This window comes from Kribbella sp. NPDC050470 (assembly GCF_044458365.1).
GTDB lineage: Bacteria > Actinomycetota > Actinomycetes > Propionibacteriales > Kribbellaceae > Kribbella.
Map to the genome: position 1 here is coordinate 132,459 of NZ_JBITHV010000004.1, position 19,609 is coordinate 152,067.

The window sequence follows — 19,609 nt, forward strand, 5'->3', positions numbered from 1 at the left end:
GGTCAAGACGTCAGCTCCGCTTGCCTGTGTGGAGTTATCTCGTGTCGACCGCCCAGACATGTGCCTGGTGGAACTCGAGGTGCTGCCGCATCGCCGCCGGGGTGCCGACCGAGCCGAGGTGGTTCATCGTCGGTACGACGACGGCGCGGACCTCGGTCCGCTTCACCTCCTCGAGCAGTGCGTGGAAGGCTGCGGACTCGGCCGCGTCGCGCTCGGTGTACACGGTGCCGAGGGTGAAGCCCTCGGCGCTGGCGAAGGCGGCGAGTGAGTCCGTCGCCGCGGCCAGCTCCTCCGCGCAACTGAGCGCGTCGGCCCTGACGTACCCGAGCACCGTCGGCCGGGTGGTCATCGTCCCGGCTCCGCGGTGCTGTCCACCAGCACGGGCTCGCTCGTCACCCGGAGGGAGGCGAACCGCCGCCGCATGGCTTCCTCGTACTGCGCTGCCTGGTCCGCTGTGGCGGTGTGGTCCGCGATCGGGTGAGCGCCGAACCAGACCCGCACGCGGCGGTGCGAGGCGGGGGTCTCGAGCGTCTCGGTCATCAGCGGTCCCTTTGGCAGTCTCGGTCGGCGCCCCGGACGGCTTTGTCCGGCGCTGAGAAAAGAACACAACACCCGCAGGTCCCTCCGGAACAGTTCCGAAGGGACCTTTACAGACACCTAACGCAGAGTAGGGAAACCCTACGAACCTGCTGGTCAGAGCGGGTGCAGCGGACTGGACTGGACCACTGAAAATGTCCTGTCAAGAATGTTTGCAGGAATTTGCCAATAACGATTCGGCAGCGCTGCTTTTTCGACCGGGACCGAAATATATGACGTCCTGCTAACTGTTTGCGCTCACCTGCTTACGCGCCGGTATCGAAATCGCGATTCCGAGCACGGCGGCCGCCAGTGGAACGATCAGCCCGTTGCGGAAGCCGTCGACCGTGAGCTCGTCCGCAGCGGTCAGTACGGCGGCCACGACGGCCAGCCCGAGCGCCGACCCGAACTGGAACGACGTCGTCAGCACGCCGCTCGCCAGCCCCTGCTCGTCCTCCGACACCCGCTCGGTCGCCGCGATCGTCAACGGGCCATAGGCGAGCGCGAACGCGAGCCCGAGCAGCAGGAACGCCGGCAGCATGGCCGCAAAGCTCGACCCCATGGGCAGGAACGCCGTGTAGGCGATCGCGGCGAGGATGAACCCGCCGAACACCACCCGCCCGTTGCCGAAGCGATTCACCAGCCAGGGCGTCAGCGTCGGCGCGAGCACCGAGTCGATGCCGATCACCATCATCGCCAGCCCGGTCTCCAGCTCGGACCAGTGCAGCAGCTCCTGCAGGTACAACACAGCCACGAACTGGAACCCGACGAACGATCCGACCAGCATGATCGCGCCGAGGTTGGCCCGGATCAGCGACGTGTTCCGCAGCAGCCCGAGCCGGATCAGCGGTGAGGCGCACCGCTTCTCGATCGCCACGAAGGCGGCCAGCAGGGCCACGCCGCTGATGCCGGTCGCCAGGGTCTGCGCCGACGACACGTCCGGCGCCCGTACGACGGTCGCCACCACCAGCAGCATGGCGCCGGTCAGCGTGAGGGCCCCCGGGATGTCGAAGCTCTGGCGGGGCTGGGTGTTCGGGGCGTCCCGCGGGAGCAGCGCGATCGCGCCGGCCAGGATCGCCGCCGAGACGATCACCGGCGCGAAGAACACCCAGCGCCAGTCGATCGCGGTGAGCAGTCCGCCGGTGACCATGCCCAACGAGAATCCGCCGGCAGCGGTACCGGCGTACACGAGCAGGGCCTTGGTGCGCTGCGGTCCCTCGGGGTAGGTCGTGGTGATGATGGACAGGCCGGCCGGGGTCATGAAGGCGGCGGCGACGCCGGTGGCGAAGCGGGCCAGGATCAGCACCCAGCCCTCGGTGGCGAACCCGCCGAGGCCGCTGAACAGCAGGAACACGACCAGCCAGCCGACGAACATCCGGCGCCGGCCGAGCAGGTCCGCGGCCCGGCCGCCGAGCAGCACGAAGCCGCCGTAGCTGAGCGCGTAGGCGCTGACGATCCACTGCAGCTCACCGGTGGCCAGGCCGAGCTCGGCCCGGATGGACGGCAGTGCGACGCCCATCATCGAGACGTCGATGCCTTCCAGGAAGATCGCGCCGCAGAGCACGAAGAGAACGGCCCAGGCGCGGCCGGTGAGCCGCTCCTGGGTGACGGTTGACGACACGAAAGACTCCTTCGAGATGACGGTTACCTCTTGTAACTGACCCCATCATCAGGAACCATCTGGAGTTGTGGAAGAAGGCACTTCAAAGGAACCGAGTTACTCCTGCTGCAACGAAGAGGCGTTCCAGTGGGACACCCGGGAGGACTGCGACGTCCGGCAGATCCTGGACCGGATCGGCGACAAGTGGTCCCTGCTGGTGATCGCGCTGCTGGACAACGAGTCGATGCGGTTCACCGAGCTGAAGAAGACGATCGACGGGATCAGCCAGCGGATGCTCACGGTGACGCTTCGCCAACTCGAGCGCGACGGACTGGTCAGCCGGACCGTGCACCCGGTCGTGCCGCCGCGGGTCGACTACGAGCTCACCCCGCTCGGCGTCACCCTGCACGCCACCATCCAGTCCCTGGTCACCTGGACCGAGACGCACCAGTCCGAGATCGCCGCCGCCCGGGCTAGGTACGACGCGGCAGCGGCGTCCGTGTGAAGTTCGCCGGATGACCAGGTACGGCGACCAACGTCAGAGCCCCCGCGAGGACGGCGAACCCAGCGAGCACGTTGAGCGTCAGGGGTAGCCCGAGGGCCAACGTCAACGCGGGGGCGGCGAGCGCGCCGACGAGGAGGGCGAGGGAGTCGGCGGCGAAGAAGAGCGCTCCGACGCGGCCCAACATGCCGGCCGGCGCGGTGCGCTGGATGGCGGTCTCGGCCGTGATCAGCAAGATGCTGCCGGGGAGTCCGATGAGGGCCGCGGCTGCGATCGCCCACGGGACGCTGGGCGAGTTGAAGAGGGCGAAGTAGCCGACTGCGTTGGCGAGCTGGGTGACGACGAGCAGGTCGCGAATCTTCAACCAGGTAAGGGCTTTCGTGCTGAGTGCGGCGCCGATCAGGTAACCCGCGCCGAGGCCGGAGATCAGGTAGCCGAGCACGTAGCCGGGGGCGTGCAGGCGGTCGACGGTGAAGGGAACGAGCAGGGCGGTCAGGCCGGCGTTCGCGGTCAGGAAGACCGTTTGGCCGAGTAGGACCCCACGCAGTGCGCGGTGTCCGGCGACATACCGGAAGCCGGCGAGCGGGCTGTCGAAACGCTCGGTGGTCGCGTGCCGGCGGGTGCGGACGGTCGCGATGATTGCCGCGGACAACAAGTAGCTGACGATGTCGACGGCGAGGACGAACTCGATCCCCGGACCGGCGAGCAGGAGGGCGCCGAGCGGTGGTGCGGCGAGCCGGATCGCGCTGCCGGTGAAGGCGTTCAGGGAGTTCGCCGCCGCCAGTTCGTTGCCGGTGCCAACGACTGCGGGGAGCAGGGCCCGGGAGGCCGGCCGGAAGACGGTGGTCGCCGTACTCTCGATCAGGATGGCGAGGTAGATCGGCCAGATCCGGTCGGTGTCGGCGAGCAGGATCAGCCCGACGGCGGCCGCGCTGACCAGGTCGGCGATCCACATCGCCCGGACCAGGTCGCACCGGTCGAGCAGGACGCCGGCCCACGGCCCGATGAGCAGGGCCGGGAGCGCCTCCAAGCCGAGCGCCAGCCCGGTCGCCACCGGCGATCCGGTCAGGTCGTAGACGTGGAACGGGATCGCGACGATCAGCAGCCAGGAGCCGATCCCGGAGATGCCGTTGCCGATCCACAGCCGGCGGAAGTCGCGGTTCCTCACGATTCGGGAAGCTATCCTGACGAGATAGATCTTGGCAAGAGTGTTCTGTGGAAATAGAGTGTCGGCGTGGAACTGGGTGAAGTACTGCGTGAGCGCCGCAAGGCCGCCGGCCGCACGATCGCGTCGGTCGCCGTCGACGCCGGTCTGTCCGTGCCCTACATCGCCAACCTCGAGAACGGGCGCGGCAACCCGACCGTCTCTGCTCTCGACCGGCTCGCCACTGCCCTCGGCGCCCACCTGGAGGTGCGCATCGGTCCTGACGAACCGGCGCCGCCGTCCTCGATCGGCCTGGACCTCGTGGGCGCGTCCCCCCGAGCTGCTCGGGTGATCGCCGCCGTCGCGGCAGCTCAGTCCCGCCCGCGTGCCGCGGTCCGGGCCGGTCTGATCGGGACGCTCGACTCGCTGGCCGTCGTACTCGGTCGCTCGCCCTCAGGCGCCGATCTCGACCGTCTGCTGGACCTGCTGCTGCTCGCCGATCGGGGATAACCAGTCGAGTCGTGCGGTGCGCGCACCGTATGGTCCGGAGTATGGAGATCGGTGCGCGGATCGCCGCGGCTCAGCTGGCCGGATTGTCGAGGTCGAAGCGTCAGGTGGTGGCCGGGCCTTTGGTGGGGCTGTTGCACGAGAGTGACGCCTGGTACCTGTCCTCGATGCTCGCGGCCGAACCCGGCAAACCGTTCGACCCGGACGAGGTTCCGTGGGCGATTGCGACCGTCCGCCAGGCGTTCGCGGCCGAAGGGCGCTGGCTCAGTGCCGAGCTCGTCGACGAGGCCAACCCGGGCCTGGCCGAGGCCCTCGAGGCGCAAGGGATGACAGTCGTCTCCCGTCCGCCGCTGCTCGTGGTCGAGCCGGCCGACCTGCAGCTTCCGGAGCTCGCGGACGGCGTCACAGTCGAGGTGACCACGACCGACGAGGCTCATGCCGAGGCGAACGCAGTGTCCGCCGACGCGTACGACATGCCCGGCGCCGAGTTTGGTCGGCATGGCGATCCGGCCGACGGCGGTACGGTTCTCGTCCGCGTCGACGGTGTGGCCGCCGCGAGTGCCTCCTGGACCGCAGTCGCGGACGCCGTCACCGAGGTCGCCGGCGTCGGCACCATCCACACCCACCGCCGCCGCGGTCTCGGCGCAATCGCCACGGCCTACGCCACCCACCACGCCTTCACCCTCGCCGGCGCCACCCTCGCCTGGCTGACCCCCGGCGACGACGGCGCCGACCGCATCTACCGCCGCCTCGGCTACGCCCCCAAGGCCACCGCCGTCCACCTAGGCGACCCCGGAGGCCACCTCACCGACCTCCGCTGATCGCCGCGCGGTCTTACGGAGCCAGCAAGCGGGTGACGCTGGTGCGGAGGGCCGCTGCGGCCTTCCTCGGCGGCAGGCGGTTGGCGCCTGCTGCATCGCCTGCTGTGTGGCCGAGGGCTATTAGGGCTGGGATCAGCCAGGTGACCGGTAGGTCGCGGGTGATTTCGTTGGTGCGTTGACCGCGGCGGATCAGTTGTTCGAGTCGGTCGGACACTGGTTCGTGGCGTTCGTCCTGTTCGAGTGACAGCGGCAGATGCAGGAGCAGCGGGTGCTGCTCGAATCCACGCCAGCCCACGTCTAGCAACGCCAGCACGCCGTCCAGCGCCGGTCCGTGGTCGAGGTCGAGCGCGTCGATCGCCGCGATGGTCTCGCGGGTGAGCTCGTCGACGACTGCGCTCAGCAGTACGTCGCGGGACGGGAAGTGCGCGTACACCGTCTGCCGCGTGACCCCCGCTGCCGCTGCGACGCTCTCCATGCTGGCGTCGATCCGCTCGTCCAGCAGCGTGATCGCGGCGGCCAGCACTGCGTCCCGGCTCCGATCCGCGTCCGCTCTGCGCCGTCGTCGCCGTACCGGCTCTTCCTTTGACACCTTGTCAAGGTTAGTGGACGGAGTTAGCTTTGACAGCATGTCAGATTTAAGTGCACGGGACTACGTCGCCGACTTCTTCGACTCGTTCACCCGGGAGATCGTCGCGGGCGGCGACGCCGGGGCGATCGTGGATCGGTACTACACACCGGAGGTCGAGCAGGTCGCCGACGGCGTGACGTTGGATCGGCAGCGGCTGATCGATCACCTGCGACCGGTGCAGAAGAACCTCGTGGCCTGGAAGTACGACGTGCATGAGGCGCTGCGATCGGGTGACCAGTTGGCCGCGCGCTTCACGGTGCACGCGGAGCTGCGGCGGGGACGGACGATCTCGACCGAGGTGTACCTCTTCGGCGAGGTGGCGCCGGACGGGCGGATCCGCCGTACGACGCAGGCGACGCGGGACGTGAGCGAGCGATGAGCACCCAGCAGTTCCGTGTGCTCGGCATGAGCTGCGGGCACTGCGTTCGCTTCGTGACCGAGGAGCTCGAGACGCTGCCCGGGGTCGAGTCGGTGAGCGTCGACCTGCCCACCGAACTGGTCACGGTGGTCAGCGAACACGTGCTGGAGCCGGCTGCCGTCCGGGCGGCGGTCGAGGCAGCCGGCTACGAGTTGGCGAGCCGGTAGATCAGCAGGACGATGCCCGAATCGAAGGACTGCATGTCTGTCAGCTGCAGGGACTGTGGCGTGCCGTCGGGGAAGAGGCGCCGGCCGGTGGCGAGCACGGTCGGGTAGACGAACAGTCGGTACTCGTCGACGAGGTCGGCGGCGATGAGTGCGTGCGCGAGGCTGATGCTGCCGGTGCAGACGATGTCCCGCCCCGGCTCGGCCTTGATCCGCCGTACGTGGTCCAGGTCGCGCAGGATCGTGGTCGGCTCCCAGCCGGGATCCTGCAGCGTGGTCGAGACGACGTACTTGTGCACCTGGTTCAGGTACGCCGTGACCCCGGTCGTGTCGTCGGTCTGCTGCGGCCAGAACTCGCGCATCGACTCGAACGTCAGCCGCCCGGTCAGGAACCCGTCCGCCCGTGAGGCCTGCTCGTTCAACACGTCGAGCAGGTCCTGCCCGCCGCCGCCTGGGTCGAACCAGTCACCCGCCTCGACGACACCGTCCACGGTGATGTTCTGAGTGACGACCAGATCCCGCATCAGCACTCCTCCTTGACAGCGAGTTTCAGCTGGTACGTCGGAACCGACCGCCACCCGTCGACGTCAACGGACGGTGAAGCCCGCCTTCCGGAAGGCGTCGGCGAGCGAGGTCTCGTCCATCGGCGTCTCCTGCTGCGAGCCGCCGCGGCCACCTTGACCGCCCTGCCCACGCCCGCCGCGGCCCTGACCACCGGAACCCCGGCCACCCTGACCGCGACCGCCTTGACCGCCAGGCCCGCGACCGCCCTGGCCTCGACCGCCCTGGTTGCCCTGGCCGCCTTGGTTGCCGCCGCGCGCGCCACGGTCACCCGGGCGACCCCCGCCGGCGCCGGGCTCGTCGTCGAGCCGCAGGGTCAGCGAGATCCGTTTCCGCGGGATGTCGACCTCGAGCACCTTCACCTTGACGATGTCACCGGGCTTGACGACCTCGCGCGGATCCTTGACGAAGTTCTTCGACAGCGCCGACACGTGCGCCAGCCCGTCCTGGTGCACACCGATGTCGATGAACGCCCCGAACGCGGCGACGTTGGTGACCTGGCCCTCCAGCCGCATCCCCGGCTTCAGGTCGGCGATCTTGTCCACACCCTCGGCGAACACCGCGGTCTTGAACGCGGGCCGCGGGTCCCGGCCCGGCTTCTCCAGTTCGGCCAGGATGTCGGTCACCGTCGGCAGGCCGAACATGTCGTCGACGAAGTCCGCCGCCTTGAGCCGCTTCAGCTCCGCGGACCCGATCAGCGCCTTCACGTCGGAGCCGGTCGCGTCCAGGATCCGGCGGACCACCGGGTAGGCCTCCGGGTGCACGCTGGAGGCGTCCAGCGGGTCGTCGCCGTCGGGGATCCGGAGGAAGCCGGCCGCCTGCTCGAACGCCTTCGGTCCGAGCCGCGCCACCTCCTTCAGCGCCGTGCGGGACTTGAACGGGCCGTTGACGTCGCGGTGCTGGACGATGTTGTCGGCCAGCCCCTGGGTGATCCCGGAGACCCGGGTCAGCAGCGGCGCGGACGCCGTGTTCAGGTCGACGCCGACCGCGTTCACACAGTCCTCGACGACGGCGTCGAGCGAGCGGGACAAGGCGTTCTCGGCGAGGTCGTGCTGGTACTGGCCGACACCGATCGACTTCGGGTCGATCTTCACCAGCTCGGCCAGCGGGTCCTGCAACCGGCGGGCGATCGAGACCGCGCCGCGCAGCGACACGTCCATCCCGGGCAGCTCCTGGGAGGCGAACGCGGACGCCGAGTACACCGAGGCGCCGGCCTCGGAGACGACTGCCTTGGTCAGCTTGAGCTCAGGGTGCTTGGCGATCAGCTCGGCGGCCAGCTTGTCGGTCTCGCGCGATGCCGTCCCGTTGCCGATGGCAATCAGCTCGACGTTGTGCGCGGCGGCCAGCGCGGCCAGGGTGGCGATCGACTTGTCCCACTGGTTCTGCGGGACGTGCGGGTAGATGACGCCGGTGTTGACCACCTTGCCGGTGGCGTCGACCACGGCGACCTTCACGCCGGTCCGGAAGCCCGGGTCCAGGCCCATCGTCGCCCGGGTGCCGGCCGGGGCGGCCAGCAGCAGGTCGCGCAGGTTGGCCGCGAACACCCGGATCGCCTCGTCCTCGGCGACCTGCCGCAGCCGCATCCGCAGGTCGATGCCCAGGTGCACCAGGATCTTCGTCCGCCAGGCCCAGCGGACCGTCTCGACCAGCCACTTGTCCGCGGCGCGGCCCTGGTTCTCGATGCCGTGGGTGCGGGCGATGGTCGTCTCGTACTCGGTCGGGCCGTCGGGCTCGACGCCGGCCGGGAGCGGCTCGACGGTCAGCGTGAGCACGTCCTCCTTCTCGCCGCGGAACATGGCCAGGATCCGGTGCGACGGCATCTTGGTGAACGGCTCGTCGAAGTCGAAGTAGTCCGAGAACTTCGCGCCGTCGGTCTCCTTGCCCTCCCGGACCGCCGAGGCGAGCCGGCCCTGCGTCCACAGCCGCTCGCGCAGCTCGCCGATCAGGTCGGCGTTCTCCGCGAAGCGCTCGACCAGGATCGCCCGCGCGCCGTCCAGCGCCGCCTGCGGGTCGGCCACGCCGGCCTCGGTGTTGACGAACACCGCGGCGGCCGCGAACGGCTCGACGTCCGGGTCGGCGAGCAGCCCGTCGGCGAGCGGCTCGAGCCCGGCCTCGCGGGCGATCATCGCCTTGGTACGGCGTTTGGGCTTGAACGGAAGGTAGATGTCCTCGAGCCGCGACTTGGTGTCGGCGGCAAGGATCTGCTCCTTCAGCGCGTCGTCCAGCTTGCCCTGGCTCTCGATCGACTCGAGCACCGTCTGCCGGCGTTCCTCCAGCTCGCGAAGGTACCGCAGGCGTTCCTCGAGCGTGCGCAGTTGCGCGTCGTCGAGCATCCCGGTGACCTCTTTGCGGTACCGCGCGATGAACGGAACCGTCGACCCCTCGTCGAGCAGCGCCACCGCTGCCCGCACCTGGTTCTCGCCGACCTCCAGCTCGCTGGCGATCCGCTGCTCGACCGACTGCACCACCACTGTCCGATTCCCCTCTACCGACAACCTGCCCGGGCGACCCGCACCCGCGTGGCCCATATCCTTCCCCATCCCACCCCCCACTCCGAAACCCGATACCCCAGCCTGTGGACATCTTCCGTGCAATGATCACGCCACGGCCTGGGAGGAACACATGGCGCAGTTCGATGCGGCGGTACGCCGATGAGCCGGGAGAACGAGTCCCGGGGTCGGTGGCCGACGTGGATCGCGCTGCCCGCGGTCGTCCTGATCGTGCTCGGCGTCCTGGTGCTGGTCGACGTCTCGTCCCGGCAGCGGCTCAGCCGTGAGCTGCTCGACAACGGGATCGAGACGGTGGCCGACTCGGTCCAGGTCGAGGTCACCGGTGGCGCGGGCCGGCCGGCGATCAGCGAGGTGCGCGTCGACTTCACGGCCGGTGGCGTGGACCGGATCCGGACTACGCTCGACCACATCGAGGACGATCGCCAGGGGATGGCGGAAGGTGTGCAGACTCCTGCGGCCGGTACTCGCTACGCCTCGCCGCTGCACATCGTCTACCGCCAGTCCGAACCTGCGAAGGCGCTGGCCCTCGTCGACGCGGAGAAGTGGGTCGCCGACAAGAACACCTACCGGCTGGGTCTCGGCCTGGCCGGTGGCGGGTTGGCCCTTCTCCTGCTCGCCATGCTGTTGCTGACCATCGGCGCCCGCCGCCGCGGCCTGGCCTGGTGGCAGTGGTACGCGGAGACGCACGCAAGACACCGCAAATAAAAGACAAAGACAATTCGGTGCGGGGGAGTTGGTGACGACCTCCCCACACCCGCGGTGTGGGGAGGTCGCCGTACTTCGTCAGGCTGCTTCCAGAGCAACTTCCTCGGGAGCGACCTCAACCGGCTGCTTTGCCGGGCGCATCAGGGTGCAGGCGATCACCACTGCCGCGGCCACGATGACCGCTGCGATCGCGAAGGACAGGTGGTAGCCGGAGGTCAGCGCGTCCAGCGAAGCCTTGCCCGCGGCCTCCAGTCCGGCGGTGCGGGTGGCGGACAGCGTGGCCAGGACCGCCAGGCCCAGGGCAGCGCCGACCTGGGCGGTGGTGCCGATCAGCCCGGAGGCCAGCCCCGCGTCCTGGGGCTTCACGTCTGCCATCGACAGCCCCATCAGCGCCGGGAAGCAGACGCCGGCGCCGAGGCCCAGCAGAACCAGGACGGGCAGCACGTGGACGAAGTAGTTGCCACCGACCGGCGCCTGGGTGAACAGGACCAGCCCGGCCACGATCAGCACCAGTCCGGCGATCAGCGGGCGGCGCGGACCGAACCGCATCACCAGCTTGTCCGAGTACCGCACCGACAGCAGGCCCATCACCACGGTCGTCGGCAGGAACGCCAGTCCGATCTCCAGAGCGTCGTACCCGAGCACTCGCTGCAGGTAGAGCGAGCCGAGGAAGAAGATGCCGAACATCCCGGAGCCGGTCAGCGCCTGGACCAGGTTCGCGCCGGTCAGGTTGCGGGAGCGGAAGATCCGCAGCGGCACCAGCGGGTTGGCGGCGGTGGCCTCACGGACGATGAAGGCAGCCAGCAGGACGACGGTGACCAGGCCGAGCACCAGCGTCCGCGGTGCGGTCCAGCCCTCTTCGGCGGCCGGCTTGACGATGGTGAAGACGCCGACCATCAGCGCCGCGGTGATCAGTACGGCGCCCGGCACGTCGGTGCCGCGGCCGAGCCCCAGCCCCCTGTCCTTGTCGATCAGGCGGACGGCCAGGACGGCGGTCAGCGCGCCGATCGGCAGGTTGACGAAGAAGATCCAGTGCCAGTTGATCGCCTGGGTCAGGACACCGCCCGCAAGCAGGCCGATCGAACCGCCGGCCGACGCGACGAAGGCGTAGACGCCGATCGCCTTGGCCTGCTCGCGCGGCTCGGGGAACAGGGTCACGATCATGCCCAGGATCACCGCGGAGGTCAGCGCGCCGCCGACACCCTGGACGAAGCGGGCGATCACCAGCACCTCCTGGCTCTGCGCGAGCCCGCACAGCACCGAGGCGGCGGTGAAGACGATCAGTCCGCCGACGAAGACGTTCCGGCGGCCGAGGAGGTCGCCGAGCCGGCCGGCCAGCAGCAGCAGGCCGCCGAAGGCGATCAGGTAGGCGTTCACCACCCACGCGAGGGAGGAGCTGGTGAAGCCGAGGTCGTCCTGGATGGCCGGCAGGGCCACGTTCACCACGGTGACGTCGAGCACGATCATCAACATGCCCGCGCACAGCGTGTAGAGGGCCAGCCAGCGCGAGCGGCCGCCCTGCGCGGCCGGCGTCGTCGCCAGGGTTTCGGTCGTCGCGTACATTCCGGTTTCTCTCCTTGGTCCGAAGGGGGCCTTACACCCTTACGTCGGACCAGGACCGCTCAGATTGACACGTCCTCCGAAGTTTTTCTGGACGGCCTCGACATCCAGTACGCGATCAGCGCCGGGACCAGGCCGGATCCGACCACGAACAGGGTCACGACCTGCGACACCAGCGCGAACCAGGTGAACAGCGCGACCACCCCGCCGGCGACCGGCAGCGACCGGCGGAGCAGGAACAGGTTCGCGGACCGGAACAGGCTCTTCGTGGTCGTCTCGTCACCGGCTTCGGGCAGGACGGCGAGCGCGCTCAGGTACAGGCCGGCGATCATCCCGGTCAGCGGGATCAGCACGGCCAGCGCGAAGATCCGCATCGCGCCGTCGCTGTAGGCCCAGAACGCCAGGCCGAAGGCGAGCGCGATCCCGCCGAAGTACAGCCCCAGCCCGAGCAGCCAGAACCGCCTGAACGCCCAGCGGAACTGCTGGAAGAACCGCCTCATCAGCGCCGGGCGGTCCTGGCTGATCGCGTCCGGGACCACCCGCTGCATCGCGAACGCCGCCGGGAACAGCGTGACGATGCCGACGCTCAGGACCAGGAAGACCAGCTGCAGCAGGAGCAGGTCGCCGATCATCGTCAGCTTCGCCAGGACGGCGTTGGTCCGGCCGGCACCTTCCACTGATTTGCCTCCTCGTTCCGCGCGGGCTGCGTTGATCGTATGATCACGTTCAATCACGCGCCAGATCACTGCGCGGGATCACTGGGACACAGCAAGGGGACTGCATGCTTGCACCGGAGCGCCACGAGCTGATCCTGCGGAGCCTGCGGCGGCACGGCCGGCTCCGGGTGGCCGAGCTGGCCGCCGAGCTCGGCGTCTCCGCGATCACAGTACGCCGGGACCTCGCGGAGCTGGACTCCGCCGGCCTGCTCCGCCGCGTGCACGGTGGCGCGATCGGCGCCAGCCCGGAGGGCCGGGCCGGGCACGGCAGCCAGTTGACGATCGGCATCGTCGTACCGAGCGCGGCGTCGTACTACTCCGACGTGATCCGTGGCGCCGAGGCGATGGCCGACCGGTACGGCGCCCGCCTGGTGCTCGGAGTCTCCGGGTACGACGCCGACAAGGAGCGCGAACGGATCGACCGGGTGCTCGGGGTCGGGGTGGCCGGGTTGCTGATCAGCACCGCGCTCGGCGACGGCGACGCGGACCGGCTCGGCTCCCGGCTGGACGAGATCGACGTGCCGGTGGTGCTGATGGAGCGGGCGTTCGGGTTCCCGCAGGTGGCGCGCGAGTACGACCACGTCCGCACCGACCACGCGTACGGCGCCATGCTCGCCCTGCGGCACTTCGTCGGACTCGGGCACCGGCGGGTCGCGATCAACTTGCAGGCGACGGTGACGGCGCACTGGCTCCGGCGTGGAATCGAGGCAGCCGCGTCCACGCTGGACGTCGAGCTGTTCCTGTCCCCGGTGGACCTGCCGGCGCATGGGGAGGATCCGGCCGCGGTGGCTCAGCTCGACGCGTTCCTCGCCGAGTGCGAGTCGTTCGGCAGCCGGGCGGTGCTGGTGCACTCCGACGAGCACGGTGCGCGGCTGGTCGAGCGGGCGATGGAGCGTGGTCTGCGGGTGCCCGAGGACCTGGCCGTCATCGCGTACAACGACGTGACGGCTGCGCTGGCCGTCGTACCGCTGACTGCTGTCTGCCCGCCGAAGTTCGCCCTCGGTGAGATGGCCTGCGAGCTGCTGTTGCGCAAGCTCCAGGCCGGTCCAGGCCCGGTGCAGCATCTCAGCCTGCTGCCCGACCTCAACATCCGGACCTCCTGCGGGGCGGCGCGCAGCGTGGAACCGGGCATCGCTTTGTTCCGGAACTGATCGATAGTGATCATTCGAGCGTCCAGGTATTGACGAGGAAAGCCCTTTCCCATACTTTCGCTGCACTTGGGCAAAACCCAGGGTTCGGCAGCGAAGGAGCTCCCCTGTGAGACGTGGTGTGGGACTGACCGTGCTGGCGGCCGCGCTCAGCGTGCTGGTCAGCAGTTGTGGCAACGGGGTGATCGACAAGAGCACGGACGGCGTCCCGCCGGCCGAGGCCACCGGGACGTTACGGGTACTGATCCCGTCCTTCCCGCCCAGTACGCAGGGCCGGGAGGAGTTCCAGAAGGTCGTCGACGACTTCCGCAAGACCTATCCGAACATGAAGGTCGAGCCGGACTTCGCGACGTACACGAACCTGAACGAGAAGCTGTCCACCTCGATCGCGGCCGGTATCCCGTACGACGTGATCGTCACCGGTGTCGGCTGGGTCCAGCCGTTCGCCTCGAAGCGGATCTTCGCCGACCTGGGGAAGTACGGCGTCACGCCGGACGTGATCCGGGAGAAGAGTGTCGCCGCGCTGATCCCGGCGGCGACGTACGACAACAAGCTGTACGCCTACCCGCTGCTCGCCGACGCCCGCGCGGTCGCGCTGCGCAAGAGCGCGTTCCGGGAGGCCGGCCTCGACCCGGACAAGCCGCCGACCTCGCTGGCCGACATCAAGGTGGCGGCCGAGAAGCTGACCAAGCGGGACGCGAACGGGGCGATCACCCGCAGCGGGTTCGACCTCGCCTCGCCGACCGGTTTCCGGCAGTCGTTCACCACCTTCCTGGCCTCGACCGGCACACCGCTCTACGTCGGCGGCGAGCCGAACTTCGACAACCAGCAGGGCCTGGACACGCTGCTGTGGATCAAGTCGATGATCAACAACGTCCAGCCGTACGGCGAGCGCAGCGCGTCGCAGACGGCGCTCGTGTTCAGCGGCAAGGCCGCGATGGGCATCGTCACCGGCGCGGTCGACTGCTCCGAGAAGGGCATCGGCAAGAAGAACTGCGACGACCTCAAGTTCTTCCGCTTCAACAGCGGCAAGGAGATCGAGTACGTCGGTGGCGACCTGGCGTCGATCGGGTCCCGCAGCCGGCACAAGGACGCGGCCTGGACCTTCATCCAGTCGCTGACCAAGCCGACCACGCTGGACGCGCTGGCCAAGCTGAACCGCAAGATCCCGGCCTACAAGGACGCCAGCAACTCGCCGCAGGCGAGGTCGAACCCGTTGAGCCAGTTCGTCGCCGACGGCCTCGTCTACGCGGTCAACGAGAACGAGGTGCCGTCCAACTGGCTCGAGATGCGTGGCAACTTCGACATCCAGCTCACCCAGGCGGTCCTCGGTCAGAAGGATCCCGCCAAGGTGCTGGCCAACCTGGCAGGGCAGAGCAGATGAGTACAACTCTGGAACGTCCCGCGGTCAGCACTCCGCGGAAGGTGGCACCCGCCAAGGACAGCCGGACGCTGATCCGCGGCCAGGCCCGGGCCGGCTGGATCCTGCTGTCCCCGGCGCTGCTGCACTCCGGGGTCTTCATCGTGATCCCGGTGATCGCCGTCCTGGTGCTCAGCCTCACCGACTACAGCTTCGGTGACTCCTGGGCCTGGGTCGGGTTCGGCAACTACGCCGACCTGTTCCGCGACGTCGACTTCCAGGCGTCGCTGTGGAACACCGTGCTGTACGCGCTGGTGGTGATCCCGGTCTCGATGGCGATCGCGCTCGCGGTCGCGGTCGGGCTGAACCAGAAGATCAAGGCGCTCGGCTTCTTCCGGACCGCGTTCTACATCCCGACGGTGACCGCGACGGTCGCGATCGCCACAGTCTGGTTGTGGATCTACAACCCGGGCTCCGGCCTGGCGAACGGCTTCCTCAGCCTGTTCGGCTTCGCGCCCACCCAGTGGCTGTCCGACCCGGCGACCGCGCTGCCGTCGCTGATGGTGATCGGTGTCTGGCAGGGCCTGGGCACGAAGATCATCATCTACCTGGCCGCGTTGCAGGGCGTCTCCCGGGACCTGCTGGAGTCGGCCGAGATCGACGGCGCCGGCCGCTGGCAGAAGTTCGCCAACGTGACCTGGCCGGCGCTCGGCCCGGTGCAGTTCTTCGTCCTGATCACGTCGATCGTCGGCACCTTCCAGGTGTTCGACCTGGTCTACGTGATGACCCAGGGCGGCCCCGGCACCGAGACCCGGGTGCTGGTGCTGGACATCTACCAGAACGCGTTCACGGACCTGAAACTCGGCTACGCGTCCGCCGAGACGGTGATCATGATGATCGTGATCGCCGCGTTCATCGGCGTCGGGCGCCTGCTCCAGAAGGCGGATTCCAATGACTAGCGTGACTGTGGCCGGCCCCGCGGCCGCGCCGAAGCCGTCGTCGATCCGGGTCGGCCGGATCCTGTTGTACGTCGTACTGACGGTCGGCTCGATCCTGATGATCACGCCGTTCGTCTGGATGGTGCTGACCGCGCTGAAGAGCAACCAGGAGATCATGGACTTCTCCTGGCTGCCGAACGAGCTGCGCTGGCGCAACTTCACCGAGGCGATGGAGACCGCGCCGTTCCTGCGATACTTCCGCAACAGCCTGTTCATCGCGGTCGGTGAGACGCTGTTCACGCTGGCGGTCTGCACGACGGCCGGGTACGCGCTGGCCAAGTTGCCGCTGCGCGGCTCGAAGGCGTTGCTGAACTACTTCATCGTGCTGCTGCTGGTGCCGTTCCAGATCATCCTGGTGCCGCTGTTCCTGATCGTGAAGTCGATCCCGCTGTTCGGCGGCAACAACATCCTCGGCCAGGGCGGGATCGGCTGGCTGAACTCCTGGTGGGGCCTGATCATCCCGCTCGGCGCCGCGCCGCTGTTCACCTTCCTGGCCCGGCAGTTCTTCGTCTCGCTGCCGGACGAGCTGGCGCAGGCGGCCCGGGTCGACGGGCTCGGTGAGTTCGGCATCTTCTGGCGGATCATGACGCCGCTGATCAAGCCGGCCCTGATCACCATCTGCGTGTTCCAGATCGAGGCGGCCTGGAACGGGTTCCTGTGGCCGTTGATGATCACCACATCGGACTCGATGCGGCCGCTGCAGCTCGGGCTGGCGATCTTCGCGCAGAACCCGGACGACATCCAGTGGCCCTACCTGATGGCGGGTACGGCGCTGGCCGCGCTGCCGATGATCGTGCTGTTCGTGTTCGCGCAGAAGCGGTTCATCGAAGGAATGGCCAACGTCGGCATCAAGGGCTGAAAAGCAACCGCCCCTCGCTTCGCTCGGGGCGGGGAGAGAGAGGTAGCAACCGCCCCCGCTCGGGGCGGTGGAGGGCAGAAACCTCGTACAGGTGCTCACCCCGCCCCGGGTGAGCACCTGCGAGGCCCCCCACAACACGCGGTGGTCCCGAAGAAACACCGGAGCTTCCCACTCGGTTCCCCCCGCCGGGTCGCTCACCCTTTTATCGGCACAGTGTGGCCGTCGTTACATCATTCGTCCGGATTTCTGGCTGACTTTCCGGAGGATTTCTGCGCGTTCCTGCGAAATGCCGCTTTCGTACTACGTTTCGCGGCCGTCGGGCGACGGTGGGTAGGCGGACCCTCGCTGGGGAACTAAAGAGAGCATGCGGATCCGCGTGCTTACCCTGAACGTCCAGCACGACGCCGGCGACCCCCGCCGTACCGAGCTGATCAACGCCGAGCTCCGGCGGCTCGAGCCGGACCTGGTGGCGCTGCAGGAGGTCTGCGATCCCCAACTCGGTCAGTTGATCGAGGGCACCGGGCTGACCCACACGACGCACCAGTCCGAGGTGCTGGTGTCCCGTTGGCGGCACGGTTCGGTGTTCGCGTCCCGGTGGCCGCATCGCGTCGTCGACGTGGCGGAGCACCGCCCGGAAGCGGGATCGGACGACCATTGGTGGACGCTGGCGGCGGCGGTCGACGTACCCGAGTTGGGTGAGTTGCTGTTCATCCACCCGTCGACGCCGTGGCGGCTCGATCAGGCAGCGGCCCGGGAGCAGCAGTTGATCGCGGCGGTCGAGGTCGACGAGCTGCATCGGTTCCGGTTGCCCTCGATCATCGCCGGCGACCTGAACGCGACACCGAAGTCGGCCGGCATCCGCTTCCTGGCCGGCCTGCAGGCCCTCCGCGGGCGCAGCACGCACTACCACGACGCCTGGGCCGTCGCCGGCCAAGGCCTCGGCTTCACCTGGACCGTCGCGAACCCGCTGGCCGCCGAGGAGATCGACCACCTGATCGGCCAGCCCCGCCACCGCCGCCGCATCGACTACATCTTCGTCGGCTCCACTCACGCCCACCCAGACGCCCGCGCCCACATCCAGCACACCGAACTCGTCGGTGACGCCCCCGTCGACAACACCTGGCTCAGCGACCACTTCGGCGTACTCACCGATCTGAACTACGAACTGATCTGATCGCCGGAATACTCGTCGGCATGCCGATCGTCTTCGTCGACCTGGAAACCACGAGTGTGCGCGAGCCCTGGCTGCCCGGCGGGCGACAGATCTGGCAGTTGGCCGTCATCCGCCGCGAGGACGACGGGCGCGAGACGGCGTACAACCGGTTCATCCGCCTCGACGAGCTCGACCTGTCGACCTCGACCGAGCAGGCCCTGGAGGTCAGCCGCTTCCGCCGCCATCCTTCCCTGAACGACTCCGCCGAGAACGTCTGCTCCGGCCGCGAGGCCGCCGAGCTCATGGTCGACCTCACTGCCGACCAGCCGCTCTGGGTCGGCGCAGCACCCTGGATGGACGCGACCGACGTCCTCCACCTCATGCACCGCAACGGCCTGGTCGCTGCCGAGGCCGCCGACGTCCCCTGGGACTTCCGCCTCGTCTGCATCATCAGCCAACTCATCGCCCGCACCAACGCCGAACCAACCGCCGACGTCGCCGCCATGTCCGCCGCCGTCGGAGTCGACCAAGCCGACTACACCATCCACGACGCCCTCGCAGATACCTACTACGTCCGAGACGTGTACGACGCTCTGCGCGCTAGTGCCGCATCCAGATAGGTCGAGGCTGTCGCCGCGGCGTTGCCAAGCGCTGGCGGGGTCAGCCGGTGAGGGGGCAGCGGCCTCGGGTGGCGCCGCGATGGGTTGGTGGACAGACGGACAGGTGGTGTCACTGCGCGGGCAGTGCGGTTGAGCGTGAGCGCATCGGAGTGTACGGCGTCCCGCAGGTGCACTACCTGTCCGATGGGCCCCTCCACACGACCGGGGAGTCCTGCTGGTCGCTTCAGGGGCGTAGGACTCCCCACCAGCCCGGCCAACCCGTACAGGCGGCAGGACAGCTCGATCTCGCCTCGTACAGTTACGACCACAACATTGCTTGACGCGGAACTAGCTGACGGTCAGCGCACTTTGGTCCACGGCGCACATCGTGCGCTCTCGAACGCCTTGTCCGACTTCTTGATCGTGACGACCTGGTTGGCTCCGTTGCCGTTGGCAAGAATCGCCTCGAAGTCTCCACTGGTGTTCTTCAATCGAGCCCAGTAGCAGTCTCCGTCGGAACGCTGACCGTGACGGTCGGGGTCGAACTGGCAACCGACGACGAGGTGGTGCCACCGTTGACGGTGACCGCACCGACCGCGGCGCCGACGACGAACGCGGCGCCACCGATGGTCAGCCCGGACTTCCACCACGGCGTCGACGCGGCGAATCGCGGCCCCCTGCCCCCCTCAGAACTGGGCTGCTGACCGTTCCATCGTCCTGGGACGGGTGTTCGTTACATAGCGTGATCTGGCGAAGGTGGGCGCGGATGATCTCCTGCACGAGGGGACGTCTTCTGTTCCGAGGAGGTCGAGGGCTCGAGTGGGTGCGGAAGGTGGCCAGGCCGTGGCGGAGGCCACTCGCAGCAGGAGTACGTCGACGCCTATGCCCGCCGCGCCTCGTGAAGAGCCCGGTCTGCGGTTAGGATTCAGGGCGTGACTGCCGGGTCGGTCCTTCGGGGCCATTCACGAGTCGGGTTCCCGGCTGCCTTCTGAGCGCCGGTGCGGCCGCTCGCGGCCCGCCCTCGTTTCTCCTTGCTGACAAGGTCATTTCCGCATGCCCGAAACCATCGAGAGAGAAGCG

At 68.6% G+C, this 19,609-nt stretch carries 23 protein-coding genes; 13 read left to right on the forward strand and 10 right to left on the reverse strand.

Going from position 1 to position 19,609, the window contains the following annotated elements; all coding sequences use genetic code 11:
* Window positions 1–34 precede the first annotated feature (34 nt).
* From ACIBGM_RS12620 to ACIBGM_RS12630, 3 genes are all read right to left on the reverse strand, one after another.
* The gene (locus ACIBGM_RS12620) at window positions 35–349 is read right to left on the reverse strand and encodes a hypothetical protein (protein ID WP_360519273.1); all 315 of its coding nucleotides are present in this window, start codon (window positions 347–349) and stop codon (window positions 35–37) included.
* Window positions 346–540, reverse strand: coding sequence for a hypothetical protein (locus ACIBGM_RS12625; RefSeq protein ID WP_360519270.1), 195 nt, complete (start codon window positions 538–540; stop codon window positions 346–348). Before ACIBGM_RS12625 ends, ACIBGM_RS12620 begins: the two co-directional genes overlap by 4 nt.
* A gap of 280 nt (window positions 541–820) precedes the next feature.
* Window positions 821–2,197, reverse strand: coding sequence for an MFS transporter (locus ACIBGM_RS12630; RefSeq protein WP_396385481.1), 1,377 nt, complete (start codon window positions 2,195–2,197; stop codon window positions 821–823).
* A gap of 67 nt (window positions 2,198–2,264) precedes the next feature.
* On the opposite strand from ACIBGM_RS12630, the gene ACIBGM_RS12635 reads away from it, so the two are divergent.
* Entirely contained in the window at window positions 2,265–2,681 is a 417-nt protein-coding gene (locus ACIBGM_RS12635; protein WP_360519264.1) for a helix-turn-helix domain-containing protein, read from the forward strand.
* On the opposite strand, the gene ACIBGM_RS12640 is transcribed toward ACIBGM_RS12635, so the two are convergent.
* Window positions 2,650–3,846, reverse strand: coding sequence for an MFS transporter (locus tag ACIBGM_RS12640; protein ID WP_396385482.1), 1,197 nt, complete (start codon window positions 3,844–3,846; stop codon window positions 2,650–2,652). The two genes, ACIBGM_RS12635 and ACIBGM_RS12640, sit on opposite strands and share 32 nt — an antisense overlap.
* A gap of 66 nt (window positions 3,847–3,912) precedes the next feature.
* On the opposite strand from ACIBGM_RS12640, the gene ACIBGM_RS12645 reads away from it, so the two are divergent.
* Both ACIBGM_RS12645 and ACIBGM_RS12650 read left to right on the forward strand, forming a co-directional pair.
* The gene (locus tag ACIBGM_RS12645; RefSeq protein WP_360519258.1) at window positions 3,913–4,332 is read left to right on the forward strand and encodes a helix-turn-helix transcriptional regulator; all 420 of its coding nucleotides are present in this window, start codon (window positions 3,913–3,915) and stop codon (window positions 4,330–4,332) included.
* 41 nt (window positions 4,333–4,373) lie between these two features.
* Window positions 4,374–5,150, forward strand: a complete 777-nt coding sequence (locus tag ACIBGM_RS12650; protein ID WP_396385483.1) for a GNAT family N-acetyltransferase — start codon at window positions 4,374–4,376, stop codon at window positions 5,148–5,150.
* A gap of 13 nt (window positions 5,151–5,163) precedes the next feature.
* Here the strand turns inward: ACIBGM_RS12650 and ACIBGM_RS12655 are convergent, their stop codons facing one another.
* Complete coding sequence (locus tag ACIBGM_RS12655) at window positions 5,164–5,739, reverse strand: TetR/AcrR family transcriptional regulator (protein WP_396385484.1); 576 nt, start codon at window positions 5,737–5,739, stop codon at window positions 5,164–5,166.
* A gap of 37 nt (window positions 5,740–5,776) precedes the next feature.
* Here ACIBGM_RS12655 and ACIBGM_RS12660 point away from each other — a divergent pair, with 37 nt between their 5' ends.
* The gene (locus tag ACIBGM_RS12660) at window positions 5,777–6,157 is read left to right on the forward strand and encodes a nuclear transport factor 2 family protein (RefSeq protein WP_396385486.1); all 381 of its coding nucleotides are present in this window, start codon (window positions 5,777–5,779) and stop codon (window positions 6,155–6,157) included.
* Complete coding sequence (locus ACIBGM_RS12665) at window positions 6,154–6,363, forward strand: heavy-metal-associated domain-containing protein (protein WP_396385487.1); 210 nt, start codon at window positions 6,154–6,156, stop codon at window positions 6,361–6,363. Before ACIBGM_RS12660 ends, ACIBGM_RS12665 begins: the two co-directional genes overlap by 4 nt.
* Here ACIBGM_RS12665 and ACIBGM_RS12670 read toward each other — a convergent pair.
* The gene (locus ACIBGM_RS12670; RefSeq protein WP_396385488.1) at window positions 6,342–6,884 is read right to left on the reverse strand and encodes a dihydrofolate reductase family protein; all 543 of its coding nucleotides are present in this window, start codon (window positions 6,882–6,884) and stop codon (window positions 6,342–6,344) included. The two genes, ACIBGM_RS12665 and ACIBGM_RS12670, sit on opposite strands and share 22 nt — an antisense overlap.
* A 63-nt stretch (window positions 6,885–6,947) precedes the next feature.
* On the reverse strand, window positions 6,948–9,392 hold the full coding sequence (locus ACIBGM_RS12675; RefSeq protein ID WP_396385489.1) for a Tex family protein: 2,445 nt from the start codon (window positions 9,390–9,392) through the stop codon (window positions 6,948–6,950).
* A 180-nt stretch (window positions 9,393–9,572) separates the two neighbouring features.
* Between ACIBGM_RS12675 and ACIBGM_RS12680 the strand changes: the two genes are divergently transcribed.
* Window positions 9,573–10,136 (forward strand): hypothetical protein, encoded by a 564-nt coding sequence (locus tag ACIBGM_RS12680; protein ID WP_360519237.1) that lies wholly within the window; start codon window positions 9,573–9,575, stop codon window positions 10,134–10,136.
* Window positions 10,137–10,214: 78 nt separating this feature from the next.
* On the opposite strand, the gene ACIBGM_RS12685 is transcribed toward ACIBGM_RS12680, so the two are convergent.
* Entirely contained in the window at window positions 10,215–11,699 is a 1,485-nt protein-coding gene (locus tag ACIBGM_RS12685; protein ID WP_396385491.1) for a DHA2 family efflux MFS transporter permease subunit, read from the reverse strand.
* A gap of 59 nt (window positions 11,700–11,758) precedes the next feature.
* Window positions 11,759–12,373, reverse strand: a complete 615-nt coding sequence (locus ACIBGM_RS12690; protein WP_360519231.1) for a DUF624 domain-containing protein — start codon at window positions 12,371–12,373, stop codon at window positions 11,759–11,761.
* 104 nt (window positions 12,374–12,477) lie between these two features.
* Here ACIBGM_RS12690 and ACIBGM_RS12695 point away from each other — a divergent pair, with 104 nt between their 5' ends.
* The 6 genes from ACIBGM_RS12695 (at window position 12,478) to ACIBGM_RS12720 (ending at window position 18,550) form a co-directional block, all read left to right on the forward strand.
* Window positions 12,478–13,563, forward strand: a complete 1,086-nt coding sequence (locus ACIBGM_RS12695) for a substrate-binding domain-containing protein (protein ID WP_396385493.1) — start codon at window positions 12,478–12,480, stop codon at window positions 13,561–13,563.
* Window positions 13,564–13,669: 106 nt separating this feature from the next.
* Window positions 13,670–14,944, forward strand: coding sequence for an extracellular solute-binding protein (locus ACIBGM_RS12700; RefSeq protein ID WP_396385494.1), 1,275 nt, complete (start codon window positions 13,670–13,672; stop codon window positions 14,942–14,944).
* On the forward strand, window positions 14,941–15,879 hold the full coding sequence (locus ACIBGM_RS12705) for a sugar ABC transporter permease (RefSeq protein ID WP_360519222.1): 939 nt from the start codon (window positions 14,941–14,943) through the stop codon (window positions 15,877–15,879). Before ACIBGM_RS12700 ends, ACIBGM_RS12705 begins: the two co-directional genes overlap by 4 nt.
* Complete coding sequence (locus ACIBGM_RS12710) at window positions 15,872–16,777, forward strand: carbohydrate ABC transporter permease (protein WP_360519219.1); 906 nt, start codon at window positions 15,872–15,874, stop codon at window positions 16,775–16,777. The genes ACIBGM_RS12705 and ACIBGM_RS12710 overlap by 8 nt, the downstream gene beginning before the upstream one ends.
* A 364-nt stretch (window positions 16,778–17,141) precedes the next feature.
* A complete protein-coding gene (locus ACIBGM_RS12715) occupies window positions 17,142–17,951 on the forward strand; it encodes an endonuclease/exonuclease/phosphatase family protein (protein ID WP_360519216.1) in 810 nt (269 codons plus the stop codon).
* Between the two features lie 20 nt (window positions 17,952–17,971).
* Complete coding sequence (locus ACIBGM_RS12720; protein WP_396385496.1) at window positions 17,972–18,550, forward strand: hypothetical protein; 579 nt, start codon at window positions 17,972–17,974, stop codon at window positions 18,548–18,550.
* A 338-nt stretch (window positions 18,551–18,888) separates the two neighbouring features.
* Here ACIBGM_RS12720 and ACIBGM_RS12725 read toward each other — a convergent pair whose 3' ends face one another.
* A complete protein-coding gene (locus tag ACIBGM_RS12725; RefSeq protein WP_360519210.1) occupies window positions 18,889–19,020 on the reverse strand; it encodes a hypothetical protein in 132 nt (43 codons plus the stop codon).
* Between the two features lie 36 nt (window positions 19,021–19,056).
* Between ACIBGM_RS12725 and ACIBGM_RS12730 the strand changes: the two genes are divergently transcribed.
* Window positions 19,057–19,233 carry a hypothetical protein gene (locus ACIBGM_RS12730; RefSeq protein ID WP_396385498.1) on the forward strand — a complete coding sequence of 59 codons (177 nt, stop codon included), beginning with the start codon at window positions 19,057–19,059 and terminating at the stop codon, window positions 19,231–19,233.
* The last annotated feature ends 376 nt before the right edge of the window (window positions 19,234–19,609 follow it).